General features: G+C 65.4%; 13 protein-coding genes. 7 read left to right on the forward strand and 6 right to left on the reverse strand.

The features are described 5' to 3' along the window. Positions 1–257 (reverse strand): hypothetical protein (locus tag FVW27_RS12290; protein ID WP_167125532.1); only part of this gene is annotated, 257 nt, incomplete at its 3' end. Positions 258–549: 292 nt separating this feature from the next. Between FVW27_RS12290 and FVW27_RS12295 the strand changes: the two genes are divergently transcribed. Further along, a complete protein-coding gene (locus FVW27_RS12295; protein ID WP_167125534.1) occupies positions 550–825 on the forward strand; it encodes a hypothetical protein in 276 nt (91 codons plus the stop codon). Between the two features lie 282 nt (positions 826–1,107). Beyond that, complete coding sequence (locus tag FVW27_RS12300) at positions 1,108–2,844, forward strand: sensor domain-containing diguanylate cyclase (protein WP_167125536.1); 1,737 nt, start codon at positions 1,108–1,110, stop codon at positions 2,842–2,844. A 125-nt stretch (positions 2,845–2,969) separates the two neighbouring features. Here FVW27_RS12300 and FVW27_RS12305 read toward each other — a convergent pair whose 3' ends face one another. The 5 genes from FVW27_RS12305 to FVW27_RS12325 form a co-directional block, all read right to left on the reverse strand. Next, positions 2,970–4,394, reverse strand: a complete 1,425-nt coding sequence (locus FVW27_RS12305) for a sigma-54 interaction domain-containing protein (RefSeq protein ID WP_167125538.1) — start codon at positions 4,392–4,394, stop codon at positions 2,970–2,972. 157 nt (positions 4,395–4,551) lie between these two features. Then, positions 4,552–5,475, reverse strand: a complete 924-nt coding sequence (hpsH, locus tag FVW27_RS12310) for a (2S)-3-sulfopropanediol dehydratase activating enzyme (RefSeq protein WP_167125540.1) — start codon at positions 5,473–5,475, stop codon at positions 4,552–4,554. Positions 5,476–5,622: 147 nt separating this feature from the next. Next, positions 5,623–8,118, reverse strand: a complete 2,496-nt coding sequence (gene hpsG, locus FVW27_RS12315; RefSeq protein WP_167125542.1) for a (2S)-3-sulfopropanediol dehydratase — start codon at positions 8,116–8,118, stop codon at positions 5,623–5,625. Between the two features lie 124 nt (positions 8,119–8,242). Then, the gene (locus FVW27_RS12320; RefSeq protein WP_243838409.1) at positions 8,243–10,123 is read right to left on the reverse strand and encodes a TRAP transporter large permease; all 1,881 of its coding nucleotides are present in this window, start codon (positions 10,121–10,123) and stop codon (positions 8,243–8,245) included. Positions 10,124–10,283: 160 nt separating this feature from the next. Next, entirely contained in the window at positions 10,284–11,291 is a 1,008-nt protein-coding gene (locus FVW27_RS12325; RefSeq protein ID WP_167125544.1) for a TRAP transporter substrate-binding protein, read from the reverse strand. A 568-nt stretch (positions 11,292–11,859) separates the two neighbouring features. Between FVW27_RS12325 and FVW27_RS12330 the strand changes: the two genes are divergently transcribed. From FVW27_RS12330 to FVW27_RS12345, 5 genes are all read left to right on the forward strand, one after another. Beyond that, a complete protein-coding gene (locus FVW27_RS12330) occupies positions 11,860–12,702 on the forward strand; it encodes an amidohydrolase family protein (RefSeq protein ID WP_167125545.1) in 843 nt (280 codons plus the stop codon). Between the two features lie 74 nt (positions 12,703–12,776). Further along, complete coding sequence (locus FVW27_RS12335) at positions 12,777–13,514, forward strand: sulfite exporter TauE/SafE family protein (protein WP_167125547.1); 738 nt, start codon at positions 12,777–12,779, stop codon at positions 13,512–13,514. Positions 13,515–14,031: 517 nt separating this feature from the next. Then, positions 14,032–14,625, forward strand: coding sequence for an outer membrane factor lipoprotein domain-containing protein (locus FVW27_RS20950; RefSeq protein WP_243838410.1), 594 nt, complete (start codon positions 14,032–14,034; stop codon positions 14,623–14,625). Continuing rightward, positions 14,529–15,653, forward strand: coding sequence for a TolC family protein (locus FVW27_RS12340; RefSeq protein WP_243838411.1), 1,125 nt, complete (start codon positions 14,529–14,531; stop codon positions 15,651–15,653). Before FVW27_RS20950 ends, FVW27_RS12340 begins: the two co-directional genes overlap by 97 nt. A gap of 292 nt (positions 15,654–15,945) precedes the next feature. Beyond that, the coding region (locus tag FVW27_RS12345; protein WP_167125549.1) for an efflux RND transporter periplasmic adaptor subunit at positions 15,946–17,104 on the forward strand (1,159 nt) is incomplete at its 3' end.

Genomic DNA, 17,104 nt, shown 5'->3' on the forward strand with positions numbered 1-17,104 from the left:
CAGATGCCGTGGCCGTCCGGGGTGTGGCGCAGCCACGGGCAGTGGCCGTCCTCGCCGCCGCCGCTGCCACCGCCGTCGGCGCGGGGTGACAGCCAGACATCGTGGACCGTACCCGTGCCGTCGGTGGCGCGGGTTTCGCCCACCCGGCACAGGATGTCCTCGCGCCCTTCGCGCCGCCAGCGGGCCACGTCGTCCGCGTCCACGGTCAGCAGGTGCAGCAGGGCACAGCACTTTCCGCAACGCACACAGGCAGGCATGGCGGCCTCCGGCGGGTTGGGGTTTCGGGACTGATCCAGTCTACCGTGGATGCGGGCCGCCCGCCATGAGAATACCCGCAACGCGCATGGGCACGCCAAAGATGCCGCGCGGGCAGCTTTTGCGCGGAAACACGGGCATGGCGTGTTGCCAGCGGGGTGCGCCGGGTGTATCGGCAGGGCAGTCGGCGGCATCAACGCATGGCGGACCGCATCCGCACCGTGCCGCCAAACGCGGTGCGCCGCACGTGCCGCCTCAACCTGTCGCAACGCTTTGCCCGGAGGTATGCATTCCATGTCACAACTCTCGCAAACGGATCCCGATGGCCTTGAAATCCATGACGTTGACTTCATCCAGACCGACGGCATGGCGGAAGGGACGGGGACGCTGGTCATCGAGATGACCCTCGACGACGAACGCGAGGTGACGCGCATCCATCGGAATGTTCCCGAACATCTGTACGAGGCATGGGAGCAGCACGATTTTGACCCTGAAATGTACGTGGCCGAGATAGAAGACGCCTTCCCCTTCGACGAGGAAGAGGACGAAGAGGCAGATCCGGCTGATTAGGATGCGTGGCCCGCGCGGTTCCGGCGCGGCGTGCCATTGCTGATGCAACGCCCCGACGGCTGTGGTCGTCGGGGCGTTTTGCGTGCGCCGGTCATGATCATGGCGATTGCCTGCTTCTGTCTGGTGCGGTTATCGTGGGTGACGAGGATTCGCGTACGGTTTGCGCGTCAAGCGGTCTTGCGGCTCTGCGTCCGGGGGGGCAGGCGGGGCCGCACACACCAGTCCGGATACGCAGCATCGGGCTGGTGCTGGTCGGCAGGCAGTGTCGGCAAGGGAGGGGGCATGGCAGGATTCAAGCGTACTCGGAACACGCCCACCATGGGGGTGCGCGGCTGGCTGCTGCTGCTTGCACTGGTAGCGGGCCTGCCCACCACCCTCTTTTCCGTGTTCGCCATGGTCGAGCACATGCGCGCGCAGCAGGAGAAGACCGACGCGGAACTGCATCGGCAGGTGCTGGCCGTGGCCCAGGCCGTTGATGCGGAACTGTCGGCCAAGGCGGCCATGCTGCACGCCCTGGCGGCCTCGCAGGATTCGGAAAGAATGGATATCGGCCAGTTGTACCGCCAGGCCAAGGGGGTGGGCAGCGTGCACCGCGAGGTACAGTCGCTGGCGCTGGTGGACCATGACGGCAACCAGATTTTCAACACGTGGGAACCGCTGGGCGTTGCGCTGCCGCCCACGGGCGACCTGGCGTCGGCCCGGCGTGCTCTGGACGAGGACCGGCCCGTGGCGTCCGATCTGTTTCAGGGCAGCATCCTGCACCAGCCGGTCACGGCGCTGGGCGTGCCGATGCAGGTGAGCCGGGGGCACCGGTACGTGCTGCGAATGTATATCGGGGTGGCGGCCTACGCCCGCGTGCTGGAGGCGGAACGCCTGCCGGAAGGGTGGTCCGCCAAGCTGGTGGACGGGCAGGGCACCATCCTGGCCCGGACACTGCTGCCGGAGTTGGCCGTAGGCAAGTCCGTCGGCCCGCGCCTGCGCGATGTGTTTCATTCTTCCGAAGTGATGGAAGCGGAGAATCGTGAAGGCGTTCCCGTGCGCTTCGCCGTTGCACCGGTGGGAGGCTGGGGCTGGCACGCGGTCGTGCAGGTGCCCATGACCACGTTGCAGTCCGCCATGCGGGGGTATCTGCTGCGCCTGGCGGGTATCGGCGGGGCGTGCATCGTCGTGGGCGTTGCCGGGGCGTGGCTGCTGTCGCGCCGTTTCGTGGCCGAGGTGGAACTGGCGGCCCGCTCGTGCCTTCTGCCGGAGGCGGACGACGAACCGGCCCGGCCCACCATGGTGCGAGAATTGCGCCAGGTGGGTGACGAACTGGCCGCGTCCCGCGAGCGCGAGGAGATGGCCCTGCGGGACGGCCTGACCGGCCTTGCGGGCCGGGCGTTGTTCCTGCGGCATGCCCGGCGCCTGCTGGAAGGCAGCCGCCACGACGAGTCGTTGCGACTGGCCGTCATGTTCATCGACCTTGACGGGTTCAAGCAGCTCAACGACCAGTACGGCCACGCCGAGGGGGATGTGGTGCTGCGCCGCACGGCCCGGGTGCTGGAGGGCGCGGTGCGCTCGTCAGACGTGGTGGGCCGCTTGGGCGGGGACGAATTCGTACTGTGTCTGGCCTTGCAGGCCGACACGGCCTGCGAGGTGGCCCGGGGCGTGGCCGCGCGCATCGTGTCCGGCGTGGCGCAGATCGGGTTCGGCATCGGGTGCAGCGTCGGCATCGCGCTGGGCAAGGCGGGGGGATACCCTGAAATGCCGGAAAAGGACCTGGCCGCAGACCTGCCGGACGATGGAACGGACGGCGGACAGGCCGCCGTGCGCCCGTACGGCCCTGGTGAGTGGGCTGATGACGGTAGCGGCGGGACAGGTGGCCAGGAGGACGACAGGGGCCGTGCCGCCGGAGCGGCGCTGCCCGGTGCGCCAGCCCCCTTGCGCGCCCTGTTGGAAGAGGCCGACAAGGCCATGTACGTGGCCAAGCAGGCGGGCAAGAACAGCTACCATCTGCTGGACATGTCCACCTGCGAGTAGGGGGAGTTGGGGCACGGAGGAGCGGAAACCTGCCTGGCAGGCGGGAAGGCCGCCGGACCAGTGGCCGGGCAATCGCCCTTCCGGGCATCCGGCAACGGTCTTCCCGCATCCCGATTCCGGGGCGGCTACCGGTCCGCTCCGCCAGTCCCCTCCAGTCCATCGGGTTCGCCGCCGGAGGGCTGTTCGCGCAGCTTGCGAAAAATGGTCGTGCGGCTGACCTTGAACAGGCGTGCCACCTTGTTCACGGAGCCGTGCCGGGTAATGGCCCGCTCCAGGATTTCGCGTGCTATTTCATCCATGATGTCGCGCAGGGCGCGCGGCTCAAGCATTTCCGGCATGGTGTAGGCCAGCCCGGGGCGGCATTCCTCGGCCATGTGCGGAGGCAGGTCGGAACAGGTGATGGTGGGACGGTCGCCGGTGACCACCATGCCCTGAATGAAGTTCTGCATTTCTCGCACGTTGCCCGGCCAGCTGTAATTTTCCAGCGCTTCCAGCGCCGATTCGGCGATTTCCATGGATCGGCGGTACTTGGAGGCGTAGCGCTCCAGAAAGTGGCGGGCCAGGGGGGCTATGTCCTCGCGCCGTTCGCGCAGCGGCGGGATTTGCAGCACCGCCACGCTCAGGCGGTAGAACAGATCACTGCGGAACTTGCCGGTGCGCACGTCGTCGCCAAGGTCGCGGTTGGTGGCTGCAATGATGCGCACATCCACCTTGCGTGGCTGGGTGGCGCCCACGCGGGTTACCTCCTGGTCCTGCAGCACCCGCAACAGCTTGGTCTGCATGGGCAGGGGCAACTCGCCTATCTCGTCCAGGAACACCGTGCCGCCTTCCGCCATCTCGAAGTAACCGGCCTTGCCCTTGGCATTGGCACCGGAAAACGCACCCGCCATGTATCCGAACAGTTCCGATTCGATGAGGTTCGGTGCGATGCTGCCGCAGTCTATCTTCAGGAACATGTGCTCGCTGCGCGGGCTGTGCTCGTGCGCCAGGCGGGCCAGCACGTCCTTGCCGACCCCGGTTTCGCCCAGCAACAGGAGCGTGGCGTCCGTTCCCGCTACCCGTTGCAGCCGCGCCACCAGCGACAACATGGCCTCGCTGCGGAAAATGGGCTGCGCGGGGGACACCCCCGTCTGGATCATGCTTTCCAGGCGTTCGTGAAATTCGTCAATGAGCTGTTTCTGTTGGGCGATCTGGTCGCGGAACTGGGTGATCATGGTGATGTCCCGAGCAAAGGTGACCACCAGGCACACCTCGCCCGACTCGTCCAGCACGGGGTAGCCGCGCAGGATGATCTTCTTTTCGCCCCGCACGTTCTGTACCGAGGTGGACGGACGCTTGGAGCGCACGATTTCCGGGTTCAGGATGCGGTCGAATATGCCTTCCTCGACAAGCGCGTTGACGTTGCGGCCACGCAGTTCGTCCTGTCGCAGCCCGGTCAGCTTTTCGTACATCCGGTTCACCAGCAGGGTGGTGCCGTCTCGGTCCGAGATGTAGATGCCGTCGCTGAAGATATCGATTATGTTTCTGAAATTTTTTAGAATTTTTTCCATTGTGTGGTCTTGCTGCCCGGCCTCGGGCGGGTCGTGCGGGCTTCGCGGTGATGAACCCGACCGCAAGGCCGGGCCGCGAAGCGGCTAACCGTACGGCAGGAAGGAACGGCACGCAAGGCGCCCCGCGCTGCCTGTTGCGGAGCCGCTTCGGCCTGCCTTATCCCCGCCTGGCGGCGACCAGGCGCGACAGGGATGCCATGCGTTTGTCGTCCAGCTTCACTTCGCCCATGGGGGCCTCACGCCCCAGAAAGTGGTACTTCTGGGTGCCCAGCCGGTGGTAGGGGAGCAGGCTGTATTCCACGTGGGGGTAGGGCGCAAGCACGTCAAGAATGGCTGAAATGGCCGCTTCGTCATCGTTGAACCCGGGTATGACAGGGGTGCGTACCATCACGTGCAGTTTGGGGTGGTGTTCCATCACCCGCCGGAAATTTTCCAGGATCAGCGTGCTGGTCACGCCGGTTCCGGCTTCGTGCCGGGCCGGGTCCACGTGCTTCAGGTCGAACAGCAGGGTGCGTGTCAGGCGGCAGGCCTCGTCCAGGGTTTCCCACTGCACATGGCCGCAGGTTTCAACGGCGGTGCCGATGCGGCGCTTGCGCGCTTCGCGCAGCAGGGCCAGGGCAAAGTCGCCCTGCATCAGCGGCTCGCCGCCGGAAAGGGTCATGCCACCGCCGGAGCGGGCATAGAACAGGCTGTCCTGTTCCACCGTGCGCAGTACCTCCCGCACCGTGCGGCGTACCCCATAGGTGATGAGGGCATTGGACGGGCAGACGGATGTGCAGTCGCGCGTGCATTCCGCGCACAAGGCCCTGTCGATGACGATGCGCTCGTCCTCCCCCCGTGATATGGCGCCGGACAGGCACATTTCCACGCAGCGTACGCATTGCGAAAGACCGAGACACCGCCCTGTGTTGTAGGCCAGCTGAATGCGCGTGGCCTGCGATTCCGGGTTGGAGCACCATTCGCACCGCAGTGGGCACCCTTTCAGAAAGACAACGGTGCGGATACCCGGTCCATCGTGCACGGAATATTTCTGGATGTTGAAGATGATGCCGTTGCCGTTTGTGTCGTCCGTGGGGTTCATGCGAGAGTTCCGGTGCACCCGTGATACGGGGTTTGCGTGTTGTGAAGTGCGTGCCCCCGTGGCAGGGGATGCCCTGTGGGGCGCCCCTCCGTGCCTTCTGGAGGGGCGCCCCATGGCGCGGCGAGCCCGGCCCGCCGTTGCCCCGAACTACATGGTGCCGTGTTCGGTACGGGCAATCAGGTCGTTTTGCAGGTCGGGCGACAGGTCCACGAAGTAGGCGCTGTAGCCAGCGATGCGCACGATGAGGTTGCGGTACTTCTCGGGGTCGCGCTGGGCGGCGAGAAGGGTTTCGCGGTTGATGACGTTGAACTGCACGTGCCACAGCTTCAGGTCGCAGAAGGTGCGGATGAACGAAACCAGCTTCTGGGTGCCGTCATCGCCTTCCAGGCACTTGGGCGTGAACTTGATGTTCAGCATGCGTGCCGCGCGCGAGCGGTAGCCGTAGTTCTTGGAGCTGAAGTTGGAAAGCAGTACCGCCGTGGGGCCATTGACGTCAGCCCCGTGCGAGGCGGACGAGCCGTCGGACAGCGGGGACCACGCCTTGCGACCGTTGGGGGTGGCGCTGACCACCTTGCCGAACGGCACGTGCGAGGTGAAGGGCACGTAGCGCACGTCGTTGTGCATGCCGAGGTCCTTGGAGTAGCGGGCCCCGTATTCCACGGACAACTGGTCGATGTCGCGGGCGATGGTGTCTGCGTAGTCGTCGTTGTTGCCGTAGCAGGGGGCGTTGCGCAGGATCTGGCGCACGTCTTCCTTGCCCTCGAAGTTGCATTCCAGGGCCTCGATTACTTCCGCCATGGTCAGGGTCTTGTCTTCGAAGACCACCTTCTTCAGCGCCGCGAGGGAATCCACCACGGTGCCGTAGCCGATGTACTCGAAGTAACCGAGGTTGATGCCCTCGGGAATCTGCGGGGTGTGCAGGTCGAGGCAGTGCTTCATGCACAGGTCGTGCAGGGTGGAGCCCATGGGCTGCGCAAAGTGTCGGGCGCGCAGGTTGTTGATGATGTGCTGCTGCATGAAGGCCGTCTTCAGGAACAGCTTGTGCTGGGCCACGTAGGCGTTCCACAGGTCGTCCCAGCTCTTGAATTCGCAGGGGTCGCCGGTGTGTTCGCCAAGGTCTGCCACGCCGTACTTCTTCATGCGGCCATTGTAGAGCACCATTTCCAGCGCGGCGGCGAAGTTGATGTAGGCGCCGCCCGAGGTGTAGGTGTCGCGGTTGGGCATGCGCGCCTCGGTGCAGCCCGACACGGCATAGTCGTACGCTTCCTCGAAGGTGGCCCCCTTGGAGACGTACAGCGGTATGATTTCCTCATCGTTGATCAGCTTGGGAAAGCCCGAGCCGTCCTTGATGGTTTCCGCAACTTCCCACAGGTAGCGTTCCGGCGCGCGCGAATGGATGCGCGCCGCAAGGTCGGGGTAGTGCAGCGGGAATTCGCGCTTGGACTTCAGGAACAGGTAGGTCAGGTCGTTGGTGGCGTCCCGGCCGTCGGTGGTCTGGCCGCCCACTGTCACCGCCTCCCAGTGGGCGTAGCCTTCGTTGAAGGCGCCGCCGGTGGGCGAGATGTACAGGTCGATGAACTGGGCCATGCCCACCCACATGCACTCGATGAGTTCAAGGGCGGAATCTTCGGTCAGGCGGCCTTCGGCCATGTCCTTTTCGTAGAACGGGTAAAGGTACTGGTCCATGCGCCCGTTGGAGACGATGGTGCCGGTCTTCTGCTCGATGCGCGAGAACATCTGGGTGAACCACTGCGATTGCACCGCCTCGTGAAAGGTGCGGGCGGGGTGCTCGGGCACGCGTTCGCAGATGTCGGCCATGGTCAGCAACTCGGCTTTGCGGGTGGCGTTGGTTTCGACGCCGGCCTTTTCGCGCGCAAGGGCGGCGTGGCGCCTGGCCCAGATCGCCATGGCGTCGCACACGATGGTCACGGCTTCAAGGAAGGGGCGCTTCTCGCAGTTGTCGGCGGGGCTCAGCGGGTCGAGCGCGGCCAGCTTTTCCAGGGCTTCCTGCTTCAGGCCGCCAAAGCCCTTCTTGAGCACCTTTTCGTAGTCGTGTACCCACTGGATGGAAGAGCGGAACGACGAGGTTTCGTTGACGATGAAACGCGAGTGCAGCCCTTCGGGGTCGTCGTAGGTCAGCTTGTGCACGTCGGCGGGCAGGGCCAGGTTGAGGCTTTCGTGGTAGGTCTTGCCCTTCCAGAACGGAGCGATCTCGTCCACGACCACGCGGGCGTCTTCCGGGGTGATGGTGAAGGGCGATTCGGTACGCTTGGGCAGGTCTTCGATGGCAAGCCCCAGGAAGTCGCCGTCCAGTTCAGGGTACAGGATGCCGTAGCGCCCCTGCGCACCGGCGCGACCGGCCAGCAGCTGGTGGTCGTCGATGTACACGGAGATGTTTTCCGCGATGTGCCTCATGGCCTTGGCCCAGCGCAGCACCAGCGGCTGCCCTTCGGTGGCGCGCATGGACTCGGTGAAGTACTTGGCGCGTTCGACGTCGATGCGCGGGCGCAGGCCTTCGAACGATTCGAGGATGGTGAATACCCGGCTGTGGCCTGCGCGGAAGCGGTCTTCCTTGCCTTCCATCTTGTCGAACAGGCGCTGTTCGTGCGGGGTCATGACCTCGCAGCATTCGGGATTGCGCATGATGATTCTCCTTTGACTGGGCTGTTGGTTCGCTGAGGTTCTCAATGGTCCGGTCGGCCCGGTGACGGGCCGCCCCAAGGTTGCATCGGGGCGGTCCGTGCCGGGCATTCTCGTTTCCGGCGTGCTACCTGGTAAGGAACAGGGGCAGGTCGGGAACGTAGGTGATCAGAAGCAGGATGCCGATCATCACCAGCAGCAGCGGAAAGGCCACGCGCGCCAGCGGTTCCAGCTTGCAGCGGGCGATGCCGCTGGCCACGAAGAGGTTCACGCCCACCGGCGGCGTGATGAAGCCGAGGGCCAGGTTGACCACCATCACGATGCCGAAGTGCAGGGGATCAACCCCCACCTTGACCACGATGGGCAACAGGATGGGCGTAAGGATCACGATGGCCGCCAGGGCCTCCATGAAGGTGCCCACCCACAGCAGCAGCAGGTTGATCAGCAGCAGGATCAGGAACTTGTTTTCGGTCAGGCCCAGCATGGCCTCGGCGATGCGGGTGGGCACCTGCTCGATGGTCATGATGTTGCCGAAGATGGTGGCCATGGACATCAGGATGATGACGATGGCGGATGTGCTGCACGACTCCATGACGCACTGTGTCAGGTTGCGCAGCTTGATCTCGCGGTACACGAACAGCCCCACGATCAACCCGTAGAGCGCAGCCACGGCGGCCGCCTCGGTGGGGGTCATGAGGCCGCCGTAGATGCCGCCAAGGATGATCACCGGCACCATCAGGGCCCACTTGGCCTCCCAGGCCGCGCGGGCGAAGGTGGACAGGTTGCGGGTGCGCGCCTCGCCGTGCCAGCCGCGCTTCCTGGAGTAGAAGTAGGCGTACGCCATGAGCGCGAAGCCGGTGAGCAGACCGGGCACGATGCCGCCCAGGAACAGCTTGCCGATGGAGACCTGCGCGGAGATGCCGTAGACCACGAAGGGGTTGCTGGGGGGGATCATGACCCCGATGGCCCCGGCGCAGGCCACAACGGCGGCGGAGAACAGCTTGTCGTAGCCGCGCTCCACCATGGCCGGGATGGTCAGCGAACCGATGGCCGCCACCGTGGCCGGGCCGGAACCGCTGATGGCCGCGAAGAACATGCAGGTGGCGATGGTGGCCAGGGCCATGCCGCCGGGCAGCGCGCCGACCATTTCGTCGGCCAGGGCCAGCAGGCGGCGCGAAAGGCCGCCCGCGCCCATGAACACGCCCGCCGCGATGAAGAACGGGATGGCCATGATGGGAAAGCTGTCGATGGAGGTGAAGGCCACCTGCGCCGCGTAGTCGATGGGCAGGGTGCCCGCGCCGACGATGGTGGCCAGCGCCGACAGGCCGAGGCTGATGGCAATGGGCACGCCCACCACCAGGAACAGCAGGAAGTAGCCGAACAGCAGGGCGAGTGCGCTGAAATCGGTGTCCAGCAGCACCGGGGCCGCCATGGCGGCGCAGAATGCGAGCGAGAGCAGGGTGTCCTTCAGCCCGATTTCCTGGGCCTGGGTGAACAGGTCCTGCAACAGGCGCACGGCCATCAGGCCGAAGCCCACGGGCAGGATCAGGTACGGGATGGCGTAGGGAATCTGGAGGGCGGGAGTGGTCTGCGGGAATTCCAGCATCATGGAGATGTGGTTGGTGCCCATGTACAGAACAACCGCCGTCAACATCAGGAAGCAGACGTCCACCACCACCCAGCTCATCTTCTGCAGGCGGGGGGACAGGCGATCGTACACGATGTCCACGCGGATGTTCGAACGGTCGCGGATGGCCAGCGGAATGGCCAGGTACGAAATCCAGATGAAGATGAAGCGGGCCAGTTCCTCGGTCCATACCGCCGCGCCGGACCCCGAATACATGTGGGTGATGATGTAGCGGTAGGCGGTCTGAAACGAGATGATGAGGATGATCGCCAGCATTCCCGCGAACAGGAACGGCTTTTCGAAATTATCATCCAGCTTCTTCAGAAGTCCTGCCCGGTTAGCGGGGGGATCTTCCGTGATGGCCGCGGAAAATTCGTTCATTGTCGTTGCCTCTTGTTGCTTGGCATGCCGCACCCGGCGGCCAGGTGATGTCTGTCGCGGCGTCGGCCGCGGGCAAGGACACGGAAAGTGTCTGCATGTGCCGGTGGGCGGGGAAGGCCTGCGATTTCCCCGCCCCCGGTCGGGGGATCAGGCGGACCGGCTACTTCTGGGTGGCCAGCACGAGGTCAAGCAGGTGCTTGGGAATGCGGTCGGCAAACAGGTCCCACACCGGGCGGGTCAGCTTGACGTATTCGGCGCGCTCCTCGGCGGTGAGGGTGTGCACCTTGATGCCGCCCTCAATGAACTTCTGCTTGGCCTTCGTTTCCAGTTCGTTGGTGATGCCGCGCTGGTAGACCAGGGTTTCCTTGCCGGCATCCACCAGCAGTTGCTGCACGTCGGCCGGCAGGCCGGCAAACACCTTGGCGTTGATCATGAGGATGTGCATGCTGTAGTTGTGCGCGGAATCGTTGGCGAACTTCAGAACTTCATTGTGCTTGGCGTCGTAGAGCAACGAGAAGGTGTTGCCTTCGCCGTCCACGGTGCCCTGCTGCAGGGCCGTGTACACCTCGCCCCAGGCGATGGGCGCGGGGTTCATGGTCAGGGCCTTGGCCACGGCGACTTCCACGGGGGAATCGGTGGTGCGCACCTTCATGTTGGCAAGGCTGGCCACGTTGGTCACCGGGGCGGTGCGGCTGACGAAGTTGCGGTAGCCGTATTCGCTGAACATGATGGGCTTGAGGCCGATCTTTTCGCTTTCGGTGGACAGGTACTTGCCAAGGTCGCCGCTATCCAGGGCTTCGTACAGGTTCTTCTGGTGCGTGGGGCTGGTGATGTAGGGCAGGTCGAAAACCATGAACATGGGCGAGAAGTTGGCCATGTTCGGCGAGGAACTGGAGGCCATTTCCAGGGTGCCGCGCTGCACCGCTTCCATGGTCACGCGGTCGCTGCCCAGCATGCAGTTGCCGAAGAGCTGGATCTTGACCTTTCCTTCGGACTTCTTTTCCACGATTTCCTTGAATTTTTCATAGCCGAGCGTGACGTTGTTGCCCGGTGCCATGGGGTGGGCAAGGCGCAGGGTGATGGCCTTGGCCTGGGCGATGCCGCTGGTGGCCAGCAGGGTCACCATGGTCAGCAGGGCGACGAGAAGGGCCGTTACTCGGTTGCGCATGTGAATCCTCCGTACGTGTGTGTTTGTTCCGGTTCCGGTGCGTCCGGATTGCGTGCGTATGTCCCAGTGTTGCAGCAGGCGTGCCAACCCGGGGTGGCGGGGGGGTGGGGGCTTGTTCCGTGCGGTACAAGCGGAAAGCGTGACTGGTTTTGTACCACATGCGGTCATGCGGGGCGTTCACTTTCGGGTTCACTTCCGCAACGTATCTTAATTAAGTTGAATAATTATATGGCATTACAGGTGTGGCGGCAGGGGTTGCAAATCTGCAACAATGATACAAGGCTGCAACACTCGCGTGGTGCTTTTTTGTACGGGTATAATTTCACATGATGTGGTTCGTGAGGGCTTGTTGGCGGCGAAATGCTTGCGGGATGGCGTATGTCCTCGCGCGGCTGGGCATGCCGCGGAACCACACAGCAAGGCATCATGCTGATTTTGCGGATTGTTGCGTGGCGCAGACAAAGGCAGGGCGGCGGACGGTGGCATGTGGCGTTTCGTCACGATCTTGGGCCGAGCGGCATGGCTCTTGCTCGCTTGGGCCGCCATCCCACGTCACAAGGAGAGACTCATGGCTATCATTGATTTCCGTTTTCGCCCCAACACCCCGGAAACCATTACCGGCATCGCCACCAGCGCCATGTTCAAGGCCGCCTGCGAGGCCATCGGCTTTGAACGCCGCAAACCCCAGCCGCTGAACGAGATCGTGGCGGGCCTGGACGCGCGCGGCGTGGACCTGTGCGTGATCACGGGGCGCGACAGCGAAACCACCTACGGTTCGCCTTCCAACAATCCCAGCGTGCTGTCTTTCGTGCGGGCGTACCCCACGCGGTTCATCGGCTTCTGGGGCGTGGACCCGCACAAGGGCATGGCCGCCGTGCGCGATCTGCGCCATGCGGTATCCGAACTCGGCATGCGCGGCGCCTCCATCGACCCGTATCTGGCGCACATCAGGCCCAACGAGGCGCGCTACTACCCCATCTATGCCGCCTGCTGCGACCTGGGCATTCCCGTGGTCATCACCACCGCCCCCCCGCCGCAGGTGGCCGGGGCGGTGATGGACTACACCGACCCCCGCCACGTGGACATCGTGGCCCGCGACTTCCCGGACCTGACCATCGTCATGAGCCACGGCGGCTACCCGTTCGTAAACGAGGCCATCTTCACCTGCCTGCGCAACGCCAACGTGTACATGGACTGCTCGGAGTACGAACTTGCGCCCATGGCCGATGCCTATGTACAGGCAATGTCCTCGTTCATTCCCGACAAGGTGATCTTCGCCAGCGCGCACCCCTTCATCGAACAGGCCGACGCGCTGGACGTATACGCGAAGATGCCTCTGTCCGACGAGGTGCGCCACAAGATCATGTACGGGAATGCGCTGCGCATTCTCGGCGGCATCCTTCCTTCTTAGCTTGCCCGGCGATGGCCGCCCGTCACGGCGCGGGGGGCCATCGTCCCATCGCCCCCACGGGGCCCCGGAGCCTTATGACCGAAGGACTTCTCATCGCCATGCTGGGCTGGTGGCTCGGCGGCTTCATCAACAACATCGTGGGGTTTGGCGCTGCGCTGGTGGCCCTTCCCGTGGTGGCGCTGGGCAACGACATGGCCGTGGCGGTACCGGGGTCCGCGCTGATCGTACTGGCCCTCAACGTGCAGATGGCCTGGAACTACCGCCAGCACCTGGAGGGTGGCATCGGCGTGTGGCCCCTGGTTCTGGGCGGCCTGCCGGGTGCCCTGGCGGGTGTACTGCTGTTGCGCCACATCCCCGACGCCGGGTTGCGCCTTGGCCTTGGTGGGCTGCTGGTGGCGTATGCGTTGTGGGGGCTGCTGTGCGCCAAACCCCGCCGCAGGGTGCTCCATGGCGCATGGGGGGCCGTGGCCGGGTTCTTTTCCACCAGCCTGGGTACGGCCTACGGCATCAACGGGCCGTCGCTGGCCATCTACCTGTCGTTCCGGGGGGGCACACTGCAGGAGACCAAGGCCGCGTTGGGCGTGTTCTTCATCGTCAGCGGCACCATCATTGTGGCGGCGCAGACGCTGGCTGGCGTGCAGTCGGCGGAGACGGTGCTGCAGTTCGCCGCGTCGTTGCCGTCGGTGATGCTGGGCGGATGGGCGGGCATCGCACTGTCCCGCCGCCTGCCCGACGGCAACTTGCACGGCGCGCTGTTCGTGATGCTGCTGCTCATGGGCGCCAACCTCATCCGGCAGGGCATGACGGGTTGACCCGCGCGCGGTCTGATTCCGCGTGGAGTGTCCACGCGCGGGCTGCCGCGGGCCGTTGGTTTCGCCCCGTGCATCCTCTCCGGCCGTTGTTTTCCGCAGCTCTTGCGGGTTCGTCCCGGCCGCATTCCATAAGGGTCGTCCGGCGTTCCGGCTTCCATCCAACTTGCCGCAGCGCGACATCCCACCCTTCGGTTCATCGACCATGTCCGCGTGCCCCGGAGTTTTCCGTGTGCGGCATCTCTTGTGCGTGTCGAAGCGTGCGCGTCACATACTGCGGCATGCCGCCGGGATGCGATGCAATGGATGCGAAATGTGCCTTGTTTGGCATAACTCGCACACGAGCACGCCGCAGTGCGGGGCAGAGGGGCGTCTGTGAGACGGTCATGACCATCGTGCTCGATTTTTTTCACTGTGCGGCGGTATGTTGCGAAAATCTAATTGCCCGAAGGCAACGGCGCGTGGATACTGTAGGCAGAGTCATCCTTGTCCCATCTTTTCGCGGAAAAGAGGAGAGCCCATGACGCTGTCCACCCGCTCTCTCGCACCGGGGACACACGCCCCCGCCGTGACCGCTGCTTCCCGCTGTCTGCCGCTCCTGTTCCTGCTCCTGCTGTCCATGCTTTCCGCATGCGCCAAGGTGGGACCCGATTTCAGCACGCCGGACGCCGCCATGCCCGCAAGCTGGCAGGATGGCGCGGTTCTGGGCGCCGCCTCTGGCCGTGAGGTGAGCGAGGAGTGGTGGCGTTCCTTCAGCGACACCACTCTGGACAAACTGGTGGCCGAGGCGCGCGGCGAAAACCTTGCGCTGCACGTGGCCGCGCTGCGGGTGCTGGAAGCCCGCGCCCGCCTGGGCGTGGCCGTGGGCAACCTGTATCCGCAACGCCAGCAGGCCACCGGCGGCCTGACCTGGACCCACCCCAGCGATCGCGCACCCACCGCCCCCCAGCCCGACACCGGGGCAGGGGCAACCCCGACTACGTGCAGACCAGCGTGGGGCTGGACGCGGCGTGGGAACTGGACTTCTGGGGCAAGTACCGGCGCGGCGTTGAAGCGGCCGACGCCGACCTGCGCGCCGCCGCCGCCGATTACGAGGCCGCCATGGTGGCCGTGACTGCAGAGGTGGCGCGGTCGTACGTGCTGTACCGCTCCCTGCAACAGCAACTGGCCATCGCCGACAACAACGTGGCCATCCAGCGCGAAAGCCTGCGCATCGCCACCGCGCGTTTCAACTACGGGGCCACCAGCGAACGCGACATGCGCCAGGCCCTTTCCCTGCTGCGTGATACCGAGGCCAGCATCCCCAGCCTGGCCCATTCCCTGCGAGAGGCCCGCAACGCGCTGTGCGTGCTGCTGGGCAAGCCGCCACAAGACATCACGGCCATGCTCGGCACGGCCCCCATTCCCATGGCCCCGCCCGGCGTAGCCCTGGGCATTCCCGCCGACCTGCTGCGCCGCAGGCCCGACGTGCGCAAGGCCGAATACGCCGCCGCAGGGCAGTGCGCCCGCCTGGGCGTGGCCAAGGCCGACTTCTACCCGGCCATCTCGCTGGGGGGCTTTGTGGGGTTCACCGCCAGCAACGTGGGCGCCTTCAGCACGGGCGACACCTTTTCGCACGGGTTCACGGCCTACGGCGGCCCCGGCCTTACCCTGCCGCTGTTCAACTACGGGCGCATCGTGAACAACGTACGGGCCCAGGATGCCCGGTTCCAGCAGGCCCTGACGGCCTACCGCGAAACGGTGCTGTCAGCCCTGCGCGAAACGGAGAACGGCATCGACCGCTACCTCAACGCGCAGGGCAGGGCGGCCCTGCTGGCCGAAAGCGCCGCCGACGCCGCCCGGTCGCTGGAACTGGCCATGGTCCAGTACCAGGAAGGCTCCACCGACTTCACCACGGTGCTTACTGCCGCGCGCGACCTTTCCACGCGCCAGGACGCCCTGGCACAGGCCGGGGGCGAGATCAGCCAGAGCCTGGTGGCCGTGTTCAAGGCTCTGGGCGGCGGCTGGCGCACCCTGCCGGAGGGCGGGCCCATCCCGCTCGAAACCCTGCGCGAGATGCGTGCGCGCACCGACTGGGGCGCACTGCCCGAAGAGCACGGCGCCGTGCCCGCGGGCGGCGACGTGCGCCTGCCCGACCTCTAGGGGCTGCCTCCAGATTGTCCTTTCGTCCGTTGGCTTCGTCAAACGTCGTCTGCCATGGCTTTGCTGTCCTTATCCGTAAGATTCGCGCTACGCGCTCACCTAACGGCTAAGGCTCGGTCAAATACGATAAGAGTATGCGTTGCGGTCGCCATCCGTAAGGCTCGCAAGCTCGCCTAACGGCTGCCGCACTCCCTCATGGCAGGCTCGTTTTCTTGCCAACGAACGAAAATCCCAATTTGGAAACAGCCCCCAAGAAGCCCCCGGAACACACCCCGTTCGCATGGAGATTCCGATGACGCGCCATCCCATCGTTTTTCAGGTTCTCCGCCCGGCGTTTCTGGTACTGCTTTCCGCCCTGGCCCTTTCTGGCCTTGCCGGGTGCGATTCGCGCAACGCCTTCGTGCCGCCTCCGCCGCCCAAGGTGACGGTGGCGCCGCCCAAGGTAGGGCCGGTGGTCGAGTACATGGAGTTCACCGGCACCATCGCCCCGGTGGAGTCGGTGGACATCACCGCCCGGGTCACCGGCGTGTTGCGCACCGCGCAGTTCCGCGACGGAGCCTTGGTCCGCAAGGGCGACCCGCTGTTCCTCATCGAGCCGGAACCTTTCCAGGCGGCCCTGCAACGGGCCGAGGCGGAACTGGAAGTGCAGCGTGCCTCCCTGGACCGCGCCGAGACGGAACTTGCCCGCAGCCGCAAGCTGCTGTCCGAGAAGGCCGGGTCCGAGGCGGACGTGGTGCGCTGGCAGCAGCAGCGCGACAGCTCCAAGGCGGGCATCAGCCGGGCCAACGCCCAGATAGAGACGGCCCGCATCGACCTTGGCTACACGCGCATCGCCGCCCCCTTCGACGGCCAGATGACCCGCCGCCTGGTGGACCCCGGCAACGTGGTGGGCCCCGGCGCGGTGACCAGGCTTGCCACCATCGTGCGCCGCGACCAGGTGCACGTGTACTTCAATATCAACGAGCGCGACCTGCTGCGGCTGATGGGCGACAAGCCCAAGAACGGCAAGAGCGGCACGCCGCCGGAACTGCCCCTGGAACTGGCCCTGGCCGACGAGGACGCCTTTCCCCACGCGGGCAGGCTGGAATACGCCGACCCCACGGTGGACCCATCCACCGGCACGCTGCTGCTGCGGGGCATCTTTTCCAACAGCGGCGGGCGGCTGGTGCCCGGCCTGTATGCACGCATCCGGGTGGCCATGGGCAGGCGCGACGCGGCGCTGCTGGTGCCCGAACGCGCCCTGGGGCAGGACCAGTCCGGTTCGTACGTCATGATCGTCAACGCGCAGAACGTGGCCGAGCAACGCCCGGTGAAGCTGGGAGCGCTGCACGAAGGTTACAGGGTGGTGGAAAAGGGGCTGGAGGCCGGGGACCGCGTGGTGGTCAACGGCATGCAGCGCGCCCGCCCCGGCAGTCCGGTGGACCCGGTGGCGGCAGACGCGGCGGCCCCCG

Origin of the sequence: Nitratidesulfovibrio liaohensis (genome assembly GCF_011682075.1) — a bacterium.
GTDB lineage: Bacteria > Desulfobacterota > Desulfovibrionia > Desulfovibrionales > Desulfovibrionaceae > Cupidesulfovibrio > Cupidesulfovibrio liaohensis.

Coding starts and splice junctions, on each gene's coding strand:
- FVW27_RS12335 (WP_167125547.1), top strand. CDS start 12,777: ATGACCGAAGGACTTCTCATCGCCATGCTGGGCTGGTGGCTCGGCGGC.
- FVW27_RS12305 (WP_167125538.1), bottom strand. CDS start 4,394: ATGGAAAAAATTCTAAAAAATTTCAGAAACATAATCGATATCTTCAGC.
- hpsG (WP_167125542.1), bottom strand. CDS start 8,118: ATGCGCAATCCCGAATGCTGCGAGGTCATGACCCCGCACGAACAGCGC.
- hpsH (WP_167125540.1), bottom strand. CDS start 5,475: ATGAACCCCACGGACGACACAAACGGCAACGGCATCATCTTCAACATC.
- FVW27_RS12325 (WP_167125544.1), bottom strand. CDS start 11,291: ATGCGCAACCGAGTAACGGCCCTTCTCGTCGCCCTGCTGACCATGGTG.
- FVW27_RS12295 (WP_167125534.1), top strand. CDS start 550: ATGTCACAACTCTCGCAAACGGATCCCGATGGCCTTGAAATCCATGAC.
- FVW27_RS12320 (WP_243838409.1), bottom strand. CDS start 10,123: ATGAACGAATTTTCCGCGGCCATCACGGAAGATCCCCCCGCTAACCGG.
- FVW27_RS12330 (WP_167125545.1), top strand. CDS start 11,860: ATGGCTATCATTGATTTCCGTTTTCGCCCCAACACCCCGGAAACCATT.
- FVW27_RS20950 (WP_243838410.1), top strand. CDS start 14,032: ATGACGCTGTCCACCCGCTCTCTCGCACCGGGGACACACGCCCCCGCC.
- FVW27_RS12300 (WP_167125536.1), top strand. CDS start 1,108: ATGGCAGGATTCAAGCGTACTCGGAACACGCCCACCATGGGGGTGCGC.